The 21,337-nt window shown below is 70.5% G+C and carries 19 protein-coding genes and 1 pseudogene; 11 read left to right on the top strand and 9 right to left on the bottom strand.

Going from position 1 to position 21,337, the window contains the following annotated elements; all coding sequences use genetic code 11:
• Positions 1-14 precede the first annotated feature (14 nt).
• Positions 15-905, top strand: a complete 891-nt coding sequence (locus ACWGJP_RS03075; protein WP_452328279.1) for a nucleoside hydrolase — start codon at positions 15-17, stop codon at positions 903-905.
• A 3-nt stretch (positions 906-908) separates the two neighbouring features.
• On the opposite strand, the gene uxaC is transcribed toward ACWGJP_RS03075, so the two are convergent.
• Both uxaC and ACWGJP_RS03065 read right to left on the bottom strand, forming a co-directional pair.
• The gene (gene uxaC, locus ACWGJP_RS03070; protein WP_452328278.1) at positions 909-2,306 is read right to left on the bottom strand and encodes a glucuronate isomerase; all 1,398 of its coding nucleotides are present in this window, start codon (positions 2,304-2,306) and stop codon (positions 909-911) included.
• Positions 2,307-2,338: 32 nt separating this feature from the next.
• Positions 2,339-3,373 (bottom strand): LacI family DNA-binding transcriptional regulator, encoded by a 1,035-nt coding sequence (locus ACWGJP_RS03065; protein ID WP_452328277.1) that lies wholly within the window; start codon positions 3,371-3,373, stop codon positions 2,339-2,341.
• A gap of 119 nt (positions 3,374-3,492) precedes the next feature.
• Here ACWGJP_RS03065 and ACWGJP_RS03060 point away from each other — a divergent pair, with 119 nt between their 5' ends.
• From ACWGJP_RS03060 to ACWGJP_RS03020, 9 genes are all read left to right on the top strand, one after another.
• Positions 3,493-4,347: a sugar phosphate isomerase/epimerase family protein gene (locus ACWGJP_RS03060; RefSeq protein ID WP_452328276.1), complete on the top strand. Its 855-nt coding sequence runs from the start codon at positions 3,493-3,495 to the stop codon at positions 4,345-4,347.
• Complete coding sequence (locus ACWGJP_RS03055; protein WP_452328275.1) at positions 4,344-5,492, top strand: Gfo/Idh/MocA family protein; 1,149 nt, start codon at positions 4,344-4,346, stop codon at positions 5,490-5,492. Before ACWGJP_RS03060 ends, ACWGJP_RS03055 begins: the two co-directional genes overlap by 4 nt.
• The gene (locus ACWGJP_RS03050) at positions 5,489-6,661 is read left to right on the top strand and encodes a mannitol dehydrogenase family protein (RefSeq protein WP_452328274.1); all 1,173 of its coding nucleotides are present in this window, start codon (positions 5,489-5,491) and stop codon (positions 6,659-6,661) included. The genes ACWGJP_RS03055 and ACWGJP_RS03050 overlap by 4 nt, the downstream gene beginning before the upstream one ends.
• Positions 6,658-7,896 carry a D-mannonate dehydratase ManD gene (manD, locus tag ACWGJP_RS03045; protein WP_452328273.1) on the top strand — a complete coding sequence of 413 codons (1,239 nt, stop codon included), beginning with the start codon at positions 6,658-6,660 and terminating at the stop codon, positions 7,894-7,896. Before ACWGJP_RS03050 ends, manD begins: the two co-directional genes overlap by 4 nt.
• Before the next feature lie 11 nt (positions 7,897-7,907).
• Entirely contained in the window at positions 7,908-8,762 is an 855-nt protein-coding gene (locus ACWGJP_RS03040; RefSeq protein ID WP_452328272.1) for a sugar phosphate isomerase/epimerase family protein, read from the top strand.
• 115 nt (positions 8,763-8,877) lie between these two features.
• Positions 8,878-10,146: an ABC transporter substrate-binding protein gene (locus ACWGJP_RS03035; RefSeq protein ID WP_452328271.1), complete on the top strand. Its 1,269-nt coding sequence runs from the start codon at positions 8,878-8,880 to the stop codon at positions 10,144-10,146.
• A gap of 2 nt (positions 10,147-10,148) precedes the next feature.
• A complete protein-coding gene (locus tag ACWGJP_RS03030) occupies positions 10,149-11,135 on the top strand; it encodes a carbohydrate ABC transporter permease (protein WP_452328270.1) in 987 nt (328 codons plus the stop codon).
• Entirely contained in the window at positions 11,132-12,046 is a 915-nt protein-coding gene (locus ACWGJP_RS03025; protein WP_452328269.1) for a carbohydrate ABC transporter permease, read from the top strand. Before ACWGJP_RS03030 ends, ACWGJP_RS03025 begins: the two co-directional genes overlap by 4 nt.
• Positions 12,043-12,810, top strand: a complete 768-nt coding sequence (locus tag ACWGJP_RS03020) for a sugar phosphate isomerase/epimerase family protein (protein ID WP_452328268.1) — start codon at positions 12,043-12,045, stop codon at positions 12,808-12,810. The genes ACWGJP_RS03025 and ACWGJP_RS03020 overlap by 4 nt, the downstream gene beginning before the upstream one ends.
• 214 nt (positions 12,811-13,024) lie before the next feature.
• Here the strand turns inward: ACWGJP_RS03020 and ACWGJP_RS03015 are convergent.
• The 7 genes and pseudogenes from ACWGJP_RS03015 to ACWGJP_RS02985 all read right to left on the bottom strand — a co-directional run.
• Positions 13,025-13,231: pseudogene (locus tag ACWGJP_RS03015) on the bottom strand (GIY-YIG nuclease family protein); the annotation flags it as partial.
• Positions 13,232-13,377: 146 nt separating this feature from the next.
• Positions 13,378-14,820 (bottom strand): aldehyde dehydrogenase (NADP(+)), encoded by a 1,443-nt coding sequence (locus ACWGJP_RS03010; RefSeq protein WP_452328267.1) that lies wholly within the window; start codon positions 14,818-14,820, stop codon positions 13,378-13,380.
• A 1-nt stretch (position 14,821) separates the two neighbouring features.
• Positions 14,822-15,904: a mandelate racemase/muconate lactonizing enzyme family protein gene (locus ACWGJP_RS03005; RefSeq protein WP_452328266.1), complete on the bottom strand. Its 1,083-nt coding sequence runs from the start codon at positions 15,902-15,904 to the stop codon at positions 14,822-14,824.
• On the bottom strand, positions 15,901-16,800 hold the full coding sequence (locus ACWGJP_RS03000) for a 5-dehydro-4-deoxyglucarate dehydratase (RefSeq protein WP_452329485.1): 900 nt from the start codon (positions 16,798-16,800) through the stop codon (positions 15,901-15,903). The genes ACWGJP_RS03005 and ACWGJP_RS03000 overlap by 4 nt, the downstream gene beginning before the upstream one ends.
• Positions 16,800-17,723 carry an NAD-dependent epimerase/dehydratase family protein gene (locus tag ACWGJP_RS02995; protein ID WP_452328265.1) on the bottom strand — a complete coding sequence of 308 codons (924 nt, stop codon included), beginning with the start codon at positions 17,721-17,723 and terminating at the stop codon, positions 16,800-16,802. The genes ACWGJP_RS03000 and ACWGJP_RS02995 overlap by 1 nt, the downstream gene beginning before the upstream one ends.
• Positions 17,720-19,132, bottom strand: coding sequence for a Gfo/Idh/MocA family protein (locus ACWGJP_RS02990; protein WP_452328264.1), 1,413 nt, complete (start codon positions 19,130-19,132; stop codon positions 17,720-17,722). Before ACWGJP_RS02990 ends, ACWGJP_RS02995 begins: the two co-directional genes overlap by 4 nt.
• An 85-nt stretch (positions 19,133-19,217) precedes the next feature.
• Positions 19,218-20,216, bottom strand: a complete 999-nt coding sequence (locus ACWGJP_RS02985) for a LacI family DNA-binding transcriptional regulator (RefSeq protein ID WP_452328263.1) — start codon at positions 20,214-20,216, stop codon at positions 19,218-19,220.
• Between the two features lie 160 nt (positions 20,217-20,376).
• Between ACWGJP_RS02985 and ACWGJP_RS02980 the strand changes: the two genes are divergently transcribed.
• Positions 20,377-21,336 carry a M24 family metallopeptidase gene (locus ACWGJP_RS02980; RefSeq protein ID WP_452329484.1) on the top strand — a complete coding sequence of 320 codons (960 nt, stop codon included), beginning with the start codon at positions 20,377-20,379 and terminating at the stop codon, positions 21,334-21,336.
• Position 21,337 lies beyond the last annotated feature (1 nt).

The raw sequence follows: 21,337 nt of genomic DNA, 5'->3' as shown, positions 1-21,337 counted from the left end.
CCCGAAGGACGGACATGATCAACGACGATCGACGCACCCGCCGCGTCATCATCGACTCCGATGTGAAGAACGAGGCGGACGACCAGTTCGCCCTGGTGCACGCACTGCTCTCGCCGACGCTGGACATCCGCGGGATCATCCCCGCGCATTTCGGCACGCACCGCACCACGGATTCGCTGGCCGAGTCGCGCGAGGAGCTCGACCTGCTGCTCAGCCTGCTCGACCTCGACCGCGACGTGCCGACCGCCGACGGCGCACCGCACGCACTCCCCGACGAGAGCACCCCGGTCGACAGCCCCGGCGCGCGCCTCATCATCGAGGAGGCAAGGCGGGCGGATGCCGGTCCGCTGTACATCGCCTTCCTCGGCCCGCTCACCGACATGGCCAGCGCGCTGCTCTTGGCGCCGGACATCGCCGAGACCGACACCACCGTGATCTGGATCGGAGGTCCGCCGTACGGCGACGTCGTCTCGGTCGGATCCTGGCCGGAGTTCAACCTCAAGAACGACATCGCCTCCGCCAACGTCGTGCTCGACTCCGGCATCCGCGTCTGGCAGGTGCCCTCGAACATCTACCGTCAGGTCAACGTCTCCTATGCCGAGCTCGAGGCCAGAGTCGAGCCGCACGGCGAGCTCGGCCGCTATCTCGCCCAGCAGGTCGTCGACTTCAACTCCGCGCATCACCGTACTGCGATCGAATCGCGCTCGCTCGGCGACTCCCCGGCGATCGCGCTCATGCTCGAACCGTTCTGCGCGGCGATGCGCACGCAGCCGAGGATCCGCTTCACGGAGGACGGGCACTACACGCCTGCGGCCTCCACGGGGGAGCTGCTCGTCGTGGAGAGCGTGGACGTGCGCTTCCTCCTGGAGGACATGTTCCACAAGATCGCGAAGCAGGCCCGCTGAGGCTCAGAGCCGGAACACGCTCCGCGGGATCGCATCCACGAGGTCGTGCGCGATCACGTGCGCCTCTTCCTCCCCGAGCCTGCCCGTCACGACGAGCGTCGCCAGCCAGCCGGCATCCATCCGTCGGGAGACGCCGTGGCGGGCGGGGATCGAGAGATACGCGCGGGTGTCGTCGATGAAGCCGCTGGTCTTGTAGAACCCGGCCGAGTCCGTCACGCCCTCGCGGAAGCGGCGGATGCCGTCAGGGCTGTCCAGGAACCACCACGGCGCCCCGGCGAACACCGAGGGGTAGAAGCCGGCGAGGGGGGCGATCTCGCGGGTGAAGGCCGTCTCGTCGACGGTGAACAGCACGATGCGGAAGGTCTCGTTCGTGCCGAAGTCCGTCAGCAGCTCGCGCAGGGGCTCGGTGTAGCGCGTCAGCAGGGGGAGGTCGTGGCCGGTGTCCGCGCCGAAGCGCTCGGTCGTGGGACGGTGGTGGCCGCGCAGCACCCCGGGGTGCAGCTGCATCACCAGGCCGTCCTCGCTGGACATCCGCGCCATCTCCCAGAGCATGTGGCGTCGGTAGGCCGTGGCGTCGTCCGCGCTTGCCGTGCCGGCGATTCCTGCGCGATGGATGCGTTCGAGGGCCTCCGAAGAGAGTCGGGTCGCCCAGGCATCCACGACGCCCGTGTCGGTGGCCGTCGCTCCGAGCGAGCGGAAGAAGCTCCGGCGGTCTTCGATGGCACGGATGAGGCCGGCCGCGGTGCCCGTGTCGATGCCGCTCGCGGCATGCAGCTGATCGAGAGCCGCGCGCCACACCGGGGAGGAGGGGTCGACGTAGCGGTCGGGACGGAACGTCGGCAGGACGCGCCCCTCGAATGAGGCATCCTCACGCAGCGCCCGGTGCGCGTCGAGCGAGTCTGCCGGATCGTCCGTGGTCGCGAGCACCTCGATGCCGAAACGATCGAACAGGGCGCGCGGTCGAGACGCGGGGTGCGCGATCCACGCCGTGATCGCATCGAACTGCTCGTCGGCGTTGGCCGCGGAAGGATGCTCGGTGAGCCCGAACACCGAGTGCAGCGAATCCTCGAACCACACGCGCACCGGGGTCCCCGCGAACAGGTGCCAGCGCTCGGCGAACCGGCGCCAGATCGCCCGCGCGTCTGTGGAACCGCCGCCGCGACCGAGCTCGTCGAGGGGGACGCCGTGCGCATGCAGCAGGCGCAGCACGTAGTGATCTGGGACGATGAGCAGATCGGCCGGATCCGTGAACGGCGCGTCGCTCTGCAGCATCGACGCCTCGACGTGCCCGTGCGGGGAGAGGATCGGCGCATCCCGCACGGCCTCGTAGAGCTCTCCGGCGATGCGCCTCGTCGCGGGGTCGGCGGGCAGCAGGCGTTCGGGGGAGAGATCGAGGTGCACGGGCGACTCCTTCGTCGTGGGGTGATCGCGGCTCAGGCGGGTGCCGGGCCGCTGCTCTGGCGGGTGCGGAGGTAGGTGGGCAGGATCGTCCGCAGGCGTGGCGTCCCGCCGGCGGACAGTCGGCTGAGGAGCATGGTGACGGCTACGCGACCTGCCTCCTCGATGGGGGCGGAGACCGTGGTGAGCGGCGGATGGCAGAAGTCCGATCCGAACACGTCGTCGGTCCCGACGATCGAGAGGTCCTCCGGGACGCGGATGCCGCGCTGGGCGAGGCGTCCGAGCATCCCGATGGCGAGCAGGTCGTTGAAAACGATGCACGCCGTCACCGCGCTGGAGGCGACGCTGTCGGCTGCGGTCGCGCCGGCCGCGGCGTTCGGCGCCCACGGGCCGAGGAAGGTGAGTTCCACAGAAAGCTCGGCGGCGGCCGCCTGCAGCGCCTCCCAGCGGCGGGCGCTGGACCAGGATCCGCTGGGGCCCGCTACATAGGCGATGCGGCGGTGCCCGAGCGAGTGCAGATGCGTGAGCGCCTGGCGGACGCCCGTCGGGGTGTCGATGAGGACACTGGGGACGTCTGGCAGGTCGCGGTTGACGGTGACGAGCGGCTGCCGGGCGGCGGCGGCGGTGAGCTGCTCCTCGTCGAGACGCGAGGCGGCGAGGATCACGCCGTCGGCGGACTTGCGCATGAGCTCCAGCGTGTCGGCCTCGACCTCGCGGGACTCCTCGGTGTCGACGAGCAGCTGGGTGTACCCCGCCGCGCGCAGCTGCCGCTGCGATCCGCGGATGAGGTCGAAGTAGAAGGGGTTCGCGATGTCGGGGACGAGGAGTGCGACGGTGCCGGTGCGGCCGGAGGCGAGCGAGCGCGCCTGCGAGCTCGGCACGTAGGAGAGCGAGGCCGCTGCCTCCTCGATGCGCTGTCGTGTCGCGGCGTTGACCCTGCCCGGCGTGCTGAGCGCGCGGGACACCGTCGATGCGGCTACCCCGGCCAGGCGCGCCACATCCGTGATCGTCGCGGCCCTGCCCGCGGTGCCTGCGGCGTCGCTCGGGCCGGTGACATCGGTGTCGCTCATGCGGTGAGCATATCCATGCACGAGTGTTTTTGGCAAAGTTTGGCAAGCGCTTGTCATCCGGTTGCCGTTTCGCTACCGTGGTCTCCACCGGAACGACCCGGCCCCGTCGAAGGAATGCGATGTCGCCTGCCTCACCCCCCTCACTCACCTGGAATCTGTCCGGCTTCGGAGACGAAGTCGACCCGGATCCTCGCATCCAGTGCGCGGTGCTCCTCGCCCTCGGAGCGCGGCACATCGAGGTGCGCTCCGCGTGGGGCGTGAACGTCGTCGAGCTCGACGACGCGCAGCTCGGCGAGCTCGACGCCATCATCCGCGCCGCGGGCATGGGGGTCTCGGCCATCGGCTCCCCGATCGGCAAGTGCGACATCGACGCGCCCGTCGAGGAGGAGCTCGCTCGGCTCGACCGGATCATCCACGTGGCGCAGACGCTCGGGGCTCGTTACATCCGGATCTTCTCCTTCTGGCAGCCCGAGGGCGCTCCCGTCGAGCAGATGCGCGACGAGGTCATCCGGCGCCTCGGGCTCTTCGCCGACCGCGCGGAGGCCGCGGGGGTCGTCCTGCTGCACGAGAACGAGAAGCACATCTACGGCGACGTGCCGGAGCGCGTGCTCGACCTCGTGACCTCCGTCGGCTCGCCGGCGCTCCGCCTGGCCTGGGACAACGCGAACTTCGTGCAGGTCGGCGTGCGCCCCGTCACCGACGGCTTCGCGAGCCTCGCGCCCTACATCGAGTACCTGCAGGTGAAGGATGCCCGTCTGGACACCGGTGATGTCGTCCCGGCGGGCGAGGGCGACGGCGAACTCGCCGAGACCGTCGCCGCCCTTCGCGACCTCGGCTTCGCAGGCTTCGCCTCGCTCGAGCCTCACCTGACGGCCCAGAGCGCCCTCGGCGGCTTCACCGGCCCCCACGGCTACGGGCTCGCCGCCCGTGCCTTCCGCACCCTCACCGACAACGCTGGAGTGACCCTCTCATGAGCATCCTGTCCACCGCCATCATCGGCTGCGGCGTCATCGGACGCACCCACGTCGACGCCGTGCTGCATCTCGCCGACCGCCTCCGCCTCGACGCGCTCGTCGACGTCAGCGCCGAACGTGCGGGAGCGCTCGCCGACGTCGTCGAGGAGCGCACCGGCATCCGGCCGGACGTCTACGCCACCGTGCAGGACCTCGTCGCGGCATCCGCTCCCCAGCTCGTCGTCGTCGCGACGCCCAGCGGGCTGCACGTCGAGCAGGCCGTCGTGGCTCTGGAGGCCGGCGCGCACGTGCTCATCGAGAAGCCGCTCGACGTGGATCTCGTCCGCGCCAGGCGTCTCGCGGAGGCGGCCGCCGTCGCGAAGACCAAGGGGCAGGTGTGCAGCGTCATCAGCCAGCACCGCTTCGACCCCGCGAGCACCATCGTGCACACCGCGATCTCCGACGGCGGCTTCGGTCGGGTCACCTCCGGCATCGCGACGGTGCCGTGGTGGCGCTCGCAGGCGTACTACGACTCCGGCGATTGGCGCGGCACCTGGGCTCTCGACGGCGGAGGAGCCCTCATGAACCAGGGCGTGCACACCGTCGACCTGCTGCTGTGGTTCCTCGGCCGGCCCGTCACGGTCTCCTCCGAGATCGCGCTGCTCGCCCACGAGGGCGTCGAGGTCGAGGACACCGCTGTCGCGACCGTCGCGTTCGAGGGCGGGGCCCTCGCCGTGCTGCACGCGACGACGGCCGGGTACCCCGGACTCGGCGTCCGGCTCACGGTGCTCGGCTCCGAGGGCTCGGCGATCATCCACCGCGATGCGCTGGAGTACATCCACATCAAGGAGGGCGACGCGGCGGACATGGGCCTGCAGGGCTCGGGGAACCAGGCCGACCGCTACGAGGCAGGGTCCGCAGCGGCGGTCGACGCCACGCAGTTCGTCGACGGGCACATCCGTCAGTACGACGACCTGCTCGCCGCGATCGCCGAAGGGCGCGAGCCGCTCCTGACCGTCGACGACGCTGTGCTCGCGCTCGCCACCGTGCGTGCGGTCTACGTCTCGGCCGTGCTCGGGCAGAAGGTCCGCATCGCCGACGTCATCGCCGGCGAGTACGACGACATCGCGCTCGAGGTCCCGGCCATCGAGGTCGCCACGGCATGACCCGCATCCAGCGCGCGCCCGTCCGCGTGGCCCATCTGGGCCTCGGGGCGTTCCATCGCGCGCATCAGGCCTGGTACACGGAGGTCGTCAACCGCGCCGGCGACGAGCAGTGGGGGATCGCGGCCTTCACAGGGCGCCGTCCGGATGCCGCTGCGGCCCTCGCCGCCCAGGACTGCCGGTACGACCTCGTCGTCCGCGGGCCTGAGGGCGACGTCGTCGAGCCGATCTCATCGATCGTCGCCGCGTACGACGGTGCGGATGCCGACGCCTGGCGCGATGCGCTCTCCACGGTCGACGTGCTCACCGTCACGATCACCGAGGCGGGATACCGGGAGGGGAGCCGAGCGGCCGAGCGGATCGTCGACGGCCTGCATGCGCGCCGTGCCGCCGGCGGCGGTGCCATGGCGATCGTGAGCTGCGACAACCTCGACGGCAACGGCGCGCTCCTCGCCCGGCTCGTACGGGACGCCGCCGATCCGGGTCTTCGCGGATGGATCGCCGAGAACGCCTCGTTCGTGTCGTCGGTCGTCGACCGCATCACCCCGGCGGCCGCCGATGCAGGCGAGATCACCGTCACCGACGACCCGTGCGCGGTCGTCACCGAGCCCGCTTCCTCCTGGGTGCTCGCCGGGGACTTCCCCGCGGGGCGTCCCTCGTGGGAGATCGCGGGCGCGCAGTTCACGGCGGACATCGCACCCTTCGAGCGCCGCAAGCTGTGGCTGCTCAACGCCGGGCACTCGCTGCTCGCGAACCTCGGGCGGCTGCGCGGTCACGCCACCGTCGCCCAGGCGATGGAGGACGACGTCTGCCGCGATGCGCTGAATCACCTCTGGGATGACGCCGCCGCCGTCCTGCCCTTCGACGCGGCGGAGATCGCGGAGCAGCGCGCGATCATCACCGCGCGCTTCGAGAACGCCCGCATCCGCCATGCCCTGCGGCAGATCGCCACCGACTCGGACATCAAGGTCGGCGTCAGGGTCGTGCCCGTCATCGAGGCGAGGCTCGCCGAAGGGCTGGATGCCGGTGCCGGCGAGGTGCTCGCCATCGCCGCCTGGGCGGCGGCCGAAGACATCGACACGGATGCCGTGCTGCAGCGGCATCCGCAACTGCAGGCGATCCGCGCGCAGCTCGCGCGCTCGATCGCGGAACTGAAGGGAGTGCACGCGTGATCATCGACAAGGCCGAGGTGATCGTCACGAGCCCGGACCGCAACTTCGTGACGCTCAAGCTCACCACGGATGACGGGCTGACCGGGCTCGGCGACGCGACGCTGAACGGCAGAGAGCTCGCCGTGGTCGCCTACCTCTCAGAGCACGTGGTGCCGCTGCTCATCGGACGCGACGCGCACCGCATCGAGGACACCTGGCAGTTCCTGTACCGCTCGGCGTACTGGCGCCGCGGCCCCGTGACGATGGCAGCGATCGCCGCGGTCGACATGGCGCTGTGGGACATCAAGGCGAAGGCCGCCGGCATGCCGCTCTACCAGCTGCTCGGCGGGGCGTCGCGCACGGGCCTCCTCGCCTACGGACACGCCTCCGGCAAGGAGCTCCCCGAGCTCTTCGACAGCATCCGCTCGCATCTGGACCAGGGATACCGTGCGATCAGGGTGCAGACCGGCGTGCCGGGGCTGAAGGCCATCTACGGCATCGCCTCGCAGGCGGCCGACACGTTCGGCGGCGAGGCGCGCTACGATCACGAGCCGGCCAGGCGCGGTGCGCTGCCCGTCGAGGAGGATTGGGACACCCGGTCGTATCTGCGGCATCTGCCTGGCGTCTTCGAAGCCGTCCGCAACGAGTTCGGCCCCGAGATCCCGCTGCTGCACGACGGGCACCACCGGATGACGCCGATCCAGGCGGCCAAACTCGGCAAGGCGCTGGAGCCGTACGACCTGTTCTGGCTGGAGGACTGCACTCCGGCGGAGAACCAGGAGGCGCTGCGGCTGGTGCGTCAGCACACCACGACGCCGCTGGCGATCGGCGAGATCTTCAACACGATCTGGGACTTCAAGGACCTCATCCGCGAGCAGCTCATCGACTACGTGCGAGGTGCTGTCACGCACATGGGCGGCATCACGGCGCTGAAGAAGACCGTCGACTACGCCGCGCAGTACCAGATCAAGTCCGGCTTCCACGGGCCTACGGACATCTCGCCGGTCGGGATGGCCGCGCAGATGCACCTGGGGCTCGCGATCCACAACTTCGGCATCCAGGAGTACATGCAGCACGGCTCGAAGACCGACCAGGTCTTCCGGCAGTCGTTCTCCTGGCGCGAGGGCCTGCTGCACCCCGGCGACGAGCCGGGGATCGGCGTCGAGCTCGATGTCGACGAAGCGGGGAAGTACCCGTACGAGCAGGCCTACCTGCCTTACAACCGGCTCCATGACGGAACCGTCCACGACTGGTGAGAGGAAAAACCATGGCACGCATCGGAGTGCAGGCGATGATGCTCAAGAGCGCCGTCGCCGAGCTCGGCGCGTTTGAAACGTTCCGAAAGGCATCCGAGATCGGATACCGCGTCGCGGAGCTGTCGCAGATCCCGCTGACGGGGGAGACCGTCGAGGAGCTGCGTCGAGCGCAGGGCGAGTTCGGCTTCGAGTACTGCGCGCTGTCCGCAGCGCTCACCGCCGGCGGGATCAACGACTCGCTGGAGGACGACTTCGACAAGATCGTCGCGGACTCCAGGGCGCTCGGGGCATCCCTCGTGCGCATCGGGATGCTGCCCATCCCGGCGATGCGCTCGCTGGAGACGGTGCTCGACTTCTGCCGCCGAGCGGATGCCGCGGCCGTGCGCCTGGCGGATGAGGGCATCGCGCTGTACTACCACAACCACCACATCGAGTTCGCGAAGGTCGACGGGCGCTACCTGCTCGACATCATCGCGGAGAACTCCCCGCACGTGGGCATCGAGCTCGACGCGCACTGGATCGCCCGGGGAGGGCTGGACCCCGCGCGGGTGATCGGGGAGTACGCCGGCCGGGTCCGGATGGTGCACCTGAAGGACTACCGGATCGGATGGCTGGACGACGCCGCCATCGAGGCCTTCGAGCGCGGCGACCAGGCCGCATGGGGTGCCGCCTGGAACGGCGCCGTGCAGTTCGCGGAGGTCGGCGAGGGGAACCTCGACTGGCCGGGGATCATCGCCCAGAGCATCGCGTCCGGTGCGGAGTACCTGCTCGTCGAGCAGGACGACCTGTACGGGCGGACCGTCTGGGAGGCGCTGGAGACCTCGCACCGCAATCTCACTGAGCTGGGCTTCGCCGAGCTCTTCTGACCCCGTTCGCTGAGCTCGTCGAAGCGCACGGCAACGAGAAGACGTATCCGTTCGCTGAGCTCGTCGAAGCGCACGGCAACGAAAAAACGCAGGACCACGTATCAAGGAGGATCACATGGCACATCGCAGGACGCTCACCGCTCTCGCGGGAATCGCGATCGCAGGGCTCGCCCTCTCGGGCTGCGCAGGCAGCACCGACGACACCGGATCCGAGGCAGAGGAGGGGCCCGTCACCCTCGAGTTCTGGGCCTGGGGCTCGAACGTCGACAAGCGCGTCGAAGAATGGAACGCCGCGAACCCGGACATCCAGGTCAACATCTCCGCCCCGGCCGGCGGCGCGGACTTCCCCGTGAAGGTCCTCTCCGCCGTCCGCGCAGGAGAGGGACCCGACATCGCCCAGGCCGAGTACTCGCAGCTGCCGACGTACGTGTCCGCCGGCGTCGTCGCGGACCTCGAGTCCGTCCGCGGCGACCTGGAGGCCGCGTACTCGGAGAGCACGATGGACACCGTCACCTTCGACGGCACGGTCTTCGGCATCCCGCAGGACCTCGGGCCCGCGCTGTGGGTCTACCGCACCGACCTGTTCAGCGAGCTCGGCATCGAGCCGGCGTCGACCTGGGACGACTTCCGTGCGCTGGCGGAGCAGGTGCGCTCGCTCCCCGGCGACCACTACCTCGCCAACTTCAGCTCGCTGGATGCGGACCTCTTCATGGGTCTCGCGCTGCAGAACGACGCGCAGTGGTGGGAGTACTCCGACGAGGCCTGGCACGTCGACATCGACGACGACGCCACGGCTGAGGTGCTGGAGTACTGGCAGGGGCTCGTCGAGGACGACCTCGTGAGCACCTACCTCACCAACAGCCCCGAGTACATCGAGGCCGTCGCCTCCGGCAAGGTGCTCGGACAGATCGCGGGAGCATGGGCGCCCGGTCCGCTGCTGAACCAGTACCCGGAGACGGTCGGGCTGTGGGGCGCGGCGCAGATCCCGCAGTGGGATGCCGATGAGCTGCGTACCTTCGCGCGCGGCGGCTCGGCGAACATCGTCCTCGCCGACACCGAGCACTACGACGCCTCCGTGAAGTTCCTCACCTGGCTGAACACGAGCGACGAGGGTGCGGAGGGGCTGGTCGGCATCAACAAGTTCACCGCCGCACTGCACGGCCAGGAGATCGACCGTCCGGCGCCGGACCTCATCCCCGAGGACGACACCTACTGGCCGACGGCCGCGGAGTCTGCCTCCGGTCTCGTCTCGGTCCAGTGGGGTCCGAACACGCAGGTCGCGTTTACCGCGCTGAACGACGCGCTGGGCACCGGCATCGAGTCGGGTGACTGGTCGAAGGTGCTTCCCACGGTGCAGGCGACCGTCGAGGACGACCTGGGCTGATCATGACGGCACTCCTCAAGGAGAGCGCCCCGGCCGGCGGACAGGAGACGCGCAGCGTCGTCCTCCCGCCGCGCCGGGCGCGCCGGCCGCACCTCCAGCGGCACACGCTCTTCGCCTACGCGCTCATGGCGCCGGCACTGGTGATGTTCACCCTGGTGTTCATCATCCCGATCGTCTACTCGGGCTGGCTGAGCCTGCGCGGACGCGAGTCGACGGGCGGCGGTGCGTTCGCGCCCCGCGAGGAGACCTTCGTCGGCTTCGCGAACTACGCCTCCGTCGTCGACGATCCCACGTTCTGGGCCAGCCTCGGGCGCCTCGGGATCTACGCCCTCATCATGGTGCCGCTGCTCATGGTCACCTCGATCCTGCTGGCGCTGCTGCTCGATCTCCCGCGTGCGAAGGCCAGGGCGTTCAGCCGGACGGCGATCTTCCTGCCGTACGGGGTCCCGAGCGTCATCGCGGCGCTCATGTGGGGCTTCCTCTACGTCCCCGACATCAGCCCCGTCTACCAGCTCGCGCAGGGGCTCGGCATAGAGCTGCCGAACCTGCTGCGCGGCGACTGGGTCTACGTCGGCATCGTCAACGTCGTCCTCTGGGGCGGCATCGGCTTCAACACCGTCATCATCTACACGGCGTTGCAGTCGCTCGACCGCTCGCAGATCGACGCCGCGCGCATCGACGGCTGCGGCGAGGGGCGCATCGCCTGGTATATCAAGCTGCCGCACGTCGTGCCCGCGACGATCGTCACGGGACTGTTCTCGGTGATCGGGGCGCTGCAGATCTACAGCGAGCCGGCGATGCTCTCGACGCTCACGAACTCGATCGACTCGACGTTCTTCCCGCTGATGCGCGTCTACCGCGACGCGTTCGCCCACGACGACCTGAACTCCGCCGCGGCCGCCTCGATCATGCTGGCGCTGGGCACGGTGGTGCTCTCGCTGCTCGTGCTGGGCGGCCGTCAGCTCGCGACCAGGAAGGTGAACTCATGAGCGTGCTGACCACGCGCGAGAAGCGCGAGACGGCGGCCAGGCCGCCCGCGTTCGACCGGCCGGCCGGTGACAAGCGCCGGGGGGTGCCGATCGCGGCGATCCTGCCCACGACGGTGCTCATCCTCGCGGCGGTGTACTTCCTGCTGCCGGTGGTGTGGGTGTTCTTCTCGGCGACCAAGTCGTCGGCCGAGCTGTTCACCACACCGTCGTTCAGCCTCGGGACGGCCCTGTGGGACAACATCGTCGAGCTGTTCACGTACGAGAACGGCGGATTCGCGAAGTGGCTGGGCAACAGCTTCCTGTACAGCATCGTCGGAGCGCTCGCCTCGACGCTGTTCTCGGCCGGGGCGGGCTACGCGCTGGCGATGTACGAGTTCCGCGGGAAACGCGCGATCATGATCGGCCTGCTCGGCGGCGTCCTGCTGCCGACCATCACCCTGGCGATCCCGCAGTACCTCCTGTTCGCGCAGATCGGCCTGGCCAACACCTACTGGGCCGTACTGATCCCCACGATGATCACGCCGTTCGGCATCTACCTCGCGTACGTGTTCGCCAGGGCATCCGTGCCGGTGGAGCTGCTGGAGGCCGCACGGGTGGACGGATCCAGCGAGTGGCGCACGTTCCGCGCGGTCGGGCTTCCCATGCTGATGCCGGGGCTCGTGACGATCTTCCTGCTGCAGTTCATCGGCGCGTGGAACAACTTCCTGCTGCCGTACATCATGCTCACCAAGACCGACCTGTTCCCGATCACCGTGGCCATGTACATGATGCTCAACCGCGGTGGCAGCGAGCCCATCCTCTACACCCTGGCCATCGCGGGCGCCGCGATCGCCATCATCCCGGTCGTCGCCTTCGTGCTGGTGCTCCAGCGTTACTGGCGCCTCGACCTCGTCTCTGGGAGTCTCAAGTGACCACTGTCGGATTGATCGGACCGCGCGCGAACGGCCTCATCGCGAAGGAGCACGGCGTCGACTACGTCGAGCCCGCGATCGTCGGCAACGTCGTGCTGATCGGAGAGGACGGCTCGCTGAGCCTCAATCCCGACTTCGCGGGGGAGCGGTACCCGTCGTTCGCGATCCTGCTGCCCGGCGACGTCCGGGTCGCGGACCCGTCGTTCGACTTCGCCGTCGTGGAGGACTACTTCCGCCGGGTGTTCGCGGTGCTCGCCGAGGTGGCGGAGCCGGGGGCGAAGATCGTCTTCGGGTCGGGCGGCGCGCGCCGCATCCCTGAGGGCGTCGACAGGGATGCGGCGGAGAAGCGCTTCGCGGCATCCCTCGTCGCCGCGCGGGATGCCGCGGCGGCGCACGGGCTGCGGGTGATGCTCGAGCCGCTGCACCAGGGAGAGACCAACCTCATCCACACCCTCGGCGAGGCGGTGGCGTTCCTCGATGCGCATGGCATCGAGGGTGTGCCGGTCGTGGCCGACCTGTTCCACATCGAGAGGGAGGGCGAGCCGCTCTCGACGGTGACCGAGCACATCGACCGCATCGGGCACGCGCATATCGCGGATGCCGGGCGCCTCTGGCTGGGCTCGGGTGATGGGCAATGGCGCGAGTTCGTGGCGACGCTGCGCGCCGGAGGCTTCGACGGCCCCGTCTCGCTGGAGTGCAACTGGGGCGATGACGCCGAGACGGAGATCGCCGCGTCGATCGCCGCGCTCCGCGCCCTGCCCTAGCCCGCTGGACTTGCTCCTTCGCTCGCGGAGCCTGCCTCTCCTCGCTCGCTGAGCCTGTCGAAGCGCGTGGTGGGTTCCCTTCGACAGGCTCAGGGAACGGGAAGCTCGCTGAGCGTGTTTCCTCCTCGCTCGCTGAGCTTGTCGAAGCGCGCGATCTCGACAGGTCGGGCAGATCGCCGTACCGCCCGTCGATCATGGCCTGCTTCTTCGCCCGCGACCAGCCTTGAACCTGCTTCTCGCGGGCGAAGGCATCCCTGAGATCGGCGTACTCCTCCCAGTGGACGAGCGTGACGGGGCGGCGCTTGCGCGTGTAGTTGGCGGCGACCGCGTCGTCGTTGTTGTGCTCCCATGCGCGCTGCTCAGGGTCGAGCCGGGTGCTGCCCGTGTAGAAGGATCCGTCGCAGCAGCGGACGATGTACATCCATGCCATGAGGTGAGTCTGGCCCGATGCGTGCTGGCGTGGGCTGCGATTCCGTGATTGTGGACAACGTGCTTGCCGGGGTTCCCTTCGACAGGCTCAGGGAACGGGATTCTCGCTCAGGGAACGGAAGCGTGCGGCGGGCGGGATCAGGGCAGGACGAGCTCCCCGTTGCGGCGGTGCGGCGTGGTCTCCAGCGCCTCGTCGCGCAGCGGCGCGGGCAGCAGCCGCTGCGGAGCATCCTGGTAGGCGACCGGCCGCAGGAAGCGCCGGATCGCCGTCGCCCCGACGGAGGTGTGCAGTGACGTCGTCGCCGGCCACGGTCCGCCGTGCTGCTGCGACCAGGTCACAGCGACGCCCGTCGGCCAGCCGGCGAACAGCACGCGGCCGGCGCGCTGCTGGAGCAGATCGACCGTTTCGTCGACCTCGTCCGAGGCCTCCGCGTGCAGCGTCGCCGTGAGGCTGCCCGGCACGGACGTGAGCGCGGCGTGCAGCTCATCCTCGCCGTCGTAGCGGACGAGGAGGGTGAGCGGGCCGAAGACCTCTTCGAGCAGCGTCTCGGGCCGCTCGGCGACGGCCGCGGCATCGGTGGACACGACGACGGGACGCGCGCCATCGGTCGTCTCGGCACCGTGCGCGATCACCTCGGTCGACGGGTCGTCGAGCAGGTTCCGGATGCCGTCGGGGAACGCGTCGGTGATCCGGTCGGTGAGCAGCGGGCCGCCGGCCACCGGGGCTACGGCAGCCGCGACGGCATCCTCGAATCCGGCATCCCGCGGCACGAACACCACACCTGGCTTGGTGCAGAACTGCCCGACGCCGAGTGTGAACGAGCCGACCAGCCCGCCCGCGAGGTCCGCCCCGCGGGCGGCGACCGCGGCGGGGGTGAGCACGACAGGGTTCACACTGCCCAGCTCGCCGTAGAACGGGATGGGGTCGGGGCGTCCCGAGGCGAGGTCGAAGAGGGCGCGGCCGCCGGAGACGGAGCCGGTGAACCCGGCCGCCTGGATGACCGGATGCTGCACGAGGGCGTTGCCTGCCTCGCGCCCCTCGACGAGGGCGAACGAGCCCTCGGGAGCGCCGGCGGCGCGCAGCGCCTCGATCACCAGGGCGGCGGTGCGCCGGGAGAGCTCGGGGTGTCCGGAGTGGGCCTTCACGATCACCGGGTTGCCCGCCGCGAGTGCGGAGGCCGTGTCTCCGCCGGCGACCGAGAACGCGAACGGGAAGTTCGAGGCCGAGAACACCGCGACCGGCCCGATTGCCGTCAGGAATCGGCGCAGCTCGGGGCGCGGAGGGGTGGCCGAGGCATCCGCATCGTCGACGGTGATCTCGAGGTACGCGCCCTCCTCGACGACTCCGGCGAACAGCCGCAGCTGACCCGTGGTGCGCGCGACCTCTCCGGTGAGTCGCCCCGCGCCCAGTCGCGTCTCTCGGTCGGCGATCTCGACGAGCTCCGCGACGTGCGCATCCAGCGTGTCGGCGATCGCGCGCAGCCATCCGGCGCGCTGATCCGCCGTCGAGCGGCGCCAGATCGGTGCGGCGGAGGCCGCTGCCGTGGCGAACTCCTCGAGCTGTGCGGTGGTCGTGGTCATGTCAGGCCTTTCCTGAGAGGACGGGGGAGAAGCGGAGGCCGAGGCCGTCGTGGGGGACCTCGGTGAGGAAGCCGTCCGCGATCGCGATGGGGGATACGTCGGCGAGAGCGCCGAGGTCGCCGAAGCCGGCATCCTCGACGTCCTCCGCCCACGGCTCGCCGGGGAGGGTCAGGGCGAGCTGACCGGAGAGCTCGGGCAGGAGGTGGGGATGCAATGCGGCGCCGTGCTCGGACGCCAGCGATGCGATGCGCAGGAAGGGCGTGATGCCGCCGACGCGGACGATGTTCGGCTGCACGATCTGCGCCGCCTCCGCACGGAGGAAGTCGCGGAAGCGGTGCACGGTGTGCAGGTTCTCGCCCACGGCGATCGGCACGTCGATGCGGCGGGCGAGCTCGGCGTGACCGGCCAGATCGTCGGCGCGCAGCGGCTCCTCGATCCAGGCGAGGTCGAAGACCGACAGGGCCTGCATGGACCGCGCGGCTGTGTCCAGATCCCAGCGCTGGTTGGCGTCGATCATGAGTTCGCGATCGGGGCCGAGCAGCTCCCGCACGGCGCCGACCCGATCGACGTCCTCGGCGAGGTCCGGTTTTCCGACCTTGATCTTCACGGCCGTGAACCCGGCATCCATCCAGCGCTGCACCTGGGCGAGCAGCTCATCCTGCGTGTAGTGCAGGTTCACGCCCGAGCCGTATGCCTTCACCCGATCGCGGCGACGTCCGATGAGGTCGGCGACGCCGGTGCCGCGGGCGCGCGCCTCGGCATCCCACAGCGCGAGGTCCAGGCCCGCGAGCGCAATGGTCGTGATGCCTCCGCCGCCCGCCTCGTGCAGGTGCTCCCAGGCCGGCTGCCAGAGCTCGCCCGGCACCGCGGACCGGCCCGTCGCGAAGGCGGTGATGTCGCCCTCGAGCAGCGCGTGCACGGCCGTGGCGCCGATCTGAGGCGTCCATGAGAAGCCCCAGCCCTCGACTCCGTCCGAGCGCACGACGTGCGTCGAGATCACGCCGACGCTCGTGACGTCCGCCGCCCAGGGGCGGGTGAGCGCGATCCGCTGCAGACGGGTGGAGAACCGGGCGATGGTGGTCACAGCAGCGCGCGCCCCGCCTCGAGGATCGCGGACAGGCGGTCCTGCTGCGCGGGCGTCGGGTCGACGAGCGGCGCGCGCACAGAGCCCACCGGCAGGCCGTTCAGGCGCAGCCCGGTCTTGATGAGCGAGACGCCGAACCCGGGGGTCTCGTCGCGCAGCCCGACCAGGGGGCGGTAGAAGGCGTCCAGGATCTGCAGGCGCCGTGCCTCGTCGCCGTCGACGTAGGCGCGGTAGAAGGCGTTCGCGACCTCGGGGATCATGGCGAAGGCGGCCGAGGAGTAGAGCGGGACCCCGATGCCGCGATACGCGCCCTGCGTGAGCTCGGCGGTGAGCAGGCCGTTGAAGAACGCGAAGTCGTCCCTGCCCGTCTCGGCGACGGCGCGCACGATGAGCTGGGTGGTGCCGATGTCGCCCGTGCCGTCCTTGAAGCCTACGACCTTGGGGTTGGTGGCGAGGCGTCGCACGGTCTCGACGCCGTACTGCGCCGTGCCGCGGTGGTAGACGATGACGGGCAGGTCGGATGCCGCGGCGATCGCCTCGACGTAGGAGATCAGCCCCTCCTGCGTGCCGCCGACGAGGTAGGGCGGCAGGACGAGGAGGCCGTCGGCTCCGGCATCCGCCGCGGCACGTGCGACCTCGAGCGCGTGCCCGAGCGGCCCACCGGCTCCCGCGATCACGGGCACGCGGCCGTTCACGGCGGCGACGGCGGTGCGCGTGACGGCGGATGCCTCGGCGGCCGACAGGGCGTGGAACTCACCCGTGCCGCAGGCGGGGAACACGCCGCCCGCGCCGGCGACGACCCCGCGGTCGACGTGCTGGGCGAGCAGGTCGTGCTCGACCGCGTCGTCGGTGGTGAAGGGGGTGACGGGGAAGAAGAGGATGCCGTCGAAGTTCATCATCGGCCTTTCGCGAGGAGGGAGTCGGCGAGGGAGAGTTCGGTGCGCCAGTCGTGCTGGGGGCGCCAGCCGAGCAGGCGGGTGGCCTTCGCGGTGCTGAAGGCGGGGAGGGTGCCCGTGAGGGTGGCAGCCGCATCGGCGGTGCCTGGGTGGAACTGGGGCAGGAGATCGGCCAGGGGTGCGCGGGCGAGCGCATCGGCCGCGCCGACGAAGAACACCTCGCCGTTGGGGATCTCCGCCATGCCTGCCAGCAGCGTGTCGGCGAACCCGGCGACGTCGCGGGCATCGACGTAGTTGAACAGCGCCGGGGCCGACAGCGCCGGATCGTCCAGGCGCTCGCGCACCGTGTGGCCCTGCTGGGTCGGTGCTCCCGCCCATTCCTCCGGCGCGATCACGTAGCAGGGACGGAAGGCGGCGAAGCGCGTGGCATCGCCGGTCTGGCGGCGCAGCATCCCGAGCGTGTCCTCGATGATCTGCTTCGAGAGCGCATAGGCGTTCCACGGCAGGACGGGGGATTCCTCGTCGAGCGGAAGGCGGTCGGGCGTCCAGCCCCGCGGGCATCCGTAGCCGAGGACCGTCGGGCTCGACGCCGCGACGATCTTCGGGATGCCCGCGCGCACCGCGCCGTGCAGCACCGAGACCGCGAGGCCCGCGTTCGTGCGCATGATGACGTCCTCCGGCGCGGAGAACGGCACGGCGATCGCCGCGAGATGGATGAGTGCATCGGCGCGCGCCTCGGTGAGGGCGGCGGCGGCGGCATCCGCGTCGGAGAGATCGACCTCGACCTGCGTCACGGCGTCCAGGGCGAGCGAGGGGGCGGTCACCCGATCGAGGGAGATGAGCTCATGGCCGAGCCCGGCGAGCCCCTCGACGAGCGAGCGGCCGAGTCGGCCGGCCCCGCCTGTGACGACGATCCGGCTCATGAGCCGACCTGCGCGGCTCGGGCCTGGGCACTCGGTCCCTGAGTCTGGGCGCCCGGTCCCTGAGTCTGGGCGCTCGGTCCCTGAGCCTGTCGAAGGGCCCGGATGCCGAGGTCGGCGATGCGCACGGGCAGGCCGCTCTCCAGCGAGCGGTTGCCGGCGATCCCAACGGCGATGGAGCGGATGCCGTCGCTCCAGTCGGCGGGGCGGGCGAGCGGGTCGTCGCCTGGGCCCTCGAAGACGTCCGCGAGCAGCAGGGCGTCGCCGCCGCCGTGTCCGCCCTCACCGGACTCGATGACGATCTCGCGGGCCTCGGTCCAGTGCTTCTGCAGGATGAGGCGCTCGCCCTCGGGACGCAGGCTCGTCGTTCCGTCGCCGCCGGACAGGCTCGGGTCGAGGGTGGGGTGCAGCCCCTCGCCCGCGAGAACCGCGCCGCGCTCGATCACCTCGAGCTCCGCGCGTCCCCGTGTGCCGTTCACGGCGACGCGGTAGCCCTCCCAGGGCGAGTGCGCGTTGAGCGAGTAGGAGAGGGTGGCGCCCGATGCGTAGTCCACGACGAGCGCGAGGTTGTCCTCGATGGTGATCCCCTCGCTGAAGACGTCGAGGTCGCGCACGTAGCCGTCGTGCTGCTCCGCGTCGAGGTAGAGCGCCTTCAGGCGTTCGTCATCGCGCAGGTCCAGCTCGAAGAGATCGCCGCCGTCGTGCGTTCCGCGCTCCGGGCGCTCGCCGAGCCCGCGCGCCGCCGCATTCTCGGCACCGTAGAACCGCAGCCCGCCGGAGGCGTAGACCCTCGTGGGTGCAGAGCGCAGCCACCAGTTGACGAGGTCGAAGTGGTGGCTGGACTTGTGCACGAGCAGTCCGCCGGAGTTCGCCTTCTGGCGGTGCCAGCGGCGGAAGTAGTCGGCGCCGTGGTTCGTGTCGAGCACCCAGGAGAAGTCGATCGAGGTGATCTCGCCGATCTCGCCGTCTTGCAGCAGCTTGCGAAGCGCGCTGTTGCGCGGGGAGTAGCGGTAGTTGAAGGTGAGCACGACCTCACGGCCGGTGCGCTCGACGGCATCCTCGATGCGTGCGGCGCTCGCCGCGTCGATCGTGAGGGGCTTCTCGACGACGACGTCGGCTCCCGCTTCGAGGGCGCGCACGATGAGCTCGGCGTGCAGGTCGTCGCGGGCGCAGATGATGACGCGGTCGACGCTCTCCTCGCCGATGACGCGCTCCAGCTCCTCGGGGGCCGCCGTGCGAGGGGCGGGGAAGCCTGCGTTCGCGACGAGGTCGGCGTAGTAGCCGGCGCGGACGGGGTTCGGCTCGACGATGGCGACGAGCTCCGCCTTGTCGCTGTGGGTGCCGATGATCGCATCGACATACATCTGGGCGCGGTGACCTGCACCGGCGAGGGCGTAACGCGTCTTTGTCATTCTCGTTCTCGATCACTCAGGAAACGTTTTCTCGACTAACGTAGCACACCCGGTCCGAGGGGAGCAGGCGAAGCGGGCGCGCGGGTCAGGCGGGAGCCGCGGTGCTGCCGCGCACGACGAGAGAGGGCGTGATGCGCACGGCTGGCGCCGGCTCGCCACCGGCGAGGAGCTCGTGCATGGCGCGCCAGGCGTGCGCACCGAGCTCCGCGGCGGGAACGGCCGAGGTGGTCAGGGGAGGCGTGGTGTACGCCGAGAAGGGGATGCCGTCGAACCCGGTCACCGAGAACTGCGCCGGAACGGCGATTCCCCGCGCCGCGAGGCCGGACAGCAGGCCCATCGCGACGAGGTCGTTGAAGGCCAGGGCGCCCGTCGCGCCGGAGGCGATCACGCGGTCCGTCGCCGCCTCGCCGCTGTCGAAGTCGACACCGGTCGGGATCTCCTCGACGGCGAGGCCGTCGATCTCCGTCACGGCCTGCCGGATGGCCTCCTGGCGGGCGAGGTGCGAGACGCTGCGCGACGTGCCCGCGAGGTACACCAGGTGGCGATGGCCGAGGGCGGCGAGGTGATCGATGCTCTCGCGCAGGCCCGCCGCGTAGTCGGCCGCGACGACGGGGGTGCTCGGCAGCTCGCCGCGGTTGATGACGACGGCCGGCGAGACGTCGGGAAGGAGGGCGCGCAGCTCGTCCTCCGGCATCCGGGGGGAGCAGAGGATCAGGCCGTCGGTGCGGAGCCTGGTCGTGCGAGCGAGGGCGCGCTCGTTGTCGAGATCCTCGATCGAATCGGCGATGAGCACGTGGTAGCCGTCGGAGGCCGCGGCGCGGCTGAGGCCTCTGAGGATGGCCTGGAAGGTGGGGTTCTCGAGATCAGGCACCACCACGGCCACCGTCTGCGTGCGCCCGAGGACGAGGCTGCGGGCGACGGGGTTGGCCGTGTAGCCGAGCTCGGCCGCCGCGGCGCGCACCTTCTCGGCGAGGGCGGGGTCGACGGTCGGATTGCCGTTCATGGCCCTGGAGACGGTGGAGAGCGAGACCCCGGCGAGGCGCGCGACGTCGGTGATGCGTGTCCTCGGCGTCGTTCGTGCCATCGTGCGTCTCCTCGGCTCGCGTGACGGCGCGAGTCACGCCATACTAGCCAACATCGACAAGAAAACGTTTCCGGAGGTGGCGATGGTCGGGTCGTTCGAAGACCGCACGCAGAAGCAGGAGCGGATCGCCGCGGTGCGCGCGCAGAGCGGTGGACCGCTTGTGCTCTCGTCCCACGAAGCGGTGTCCTGGTATCTGGACGGCGTCCGCACGCACGTCTCGCTCGCCGGTCCTCCGGTGCTCGCCGTCCGTGTCGACGACGAGGGCGACACCCTCTTCGTCGCGGCGAACGAGGCGGATCGGCTGATCGCCGAGGAACTGCTGCCCTCCGATGCGGAGCGCCTCGTGCGCGTCCCCTGGCAGACTCCGCCCGCCGTGGCTGCGGCGGCGGACGGTGGCGCAGCCGAGTCGGCGCTCGCCTCGGAGCTCCGCGCCGCCCGAGCATCCCTGCTGCCGGCCGAGCGGGAACGCTATCGTGCGCTCGGACGGGACACGGCGGAGGTGCTCACGGATGTCCTGCGGGCGGCGTCTCCCGCCGACACCGAGCGGTCCCTCGCGGCGGCGGCGGCAGGGGGACTCGTCGCGCGCGGCATCGACGCCCTCGTCGTGCTCGTCGCAGGCGAATCGAGGATCGGGCACCGGCATCCGCTGCCGACCGATGCTCCGCTGGGCAGGCGGGCGATGCTCGTCGTCTGCGGGCGGCGGCATGGGCTCATCGCGAATGCGACGAGGTGGGTGGGGGAGGATGCCGCCGATGAGCGCATCCTCGCCGTGGAGCAGGCCTTCCTCGACGCATCCGTGCCCGGTGCCCGACTCGACGACGCCTTCGCCGCAGGCTGCGCCGCATACGAGGCCAACGGCTTCGCGGCGGATGAGTGGCAGCGGCACCATCAGGGCGGGCCGACGGGATACGCGGGGCGCGACCCGAGGGCGACGGATGCCACGAGCGATCTGATCGTCGAGGGGCAGGCCTTCGCCTGGAACCCGACCGCGCCGGGGGTCAAGGTGGAGGACACCCTGCTGCGCACGGCGGACGGGTGGGAGGTGCTCACCCTCGACGGGCGGTGGCCGACCGTGCAGCAGGGCGGCCTGCCGAGGCCGACCGCCCTGCCGTACCGCTGAC

This window comes from Microbacterium sp. NPDC055903, assembly GCF_053615555.1.
This window is presented reverse-complemented; position numbering and strand designations above follow the sequence as displayed.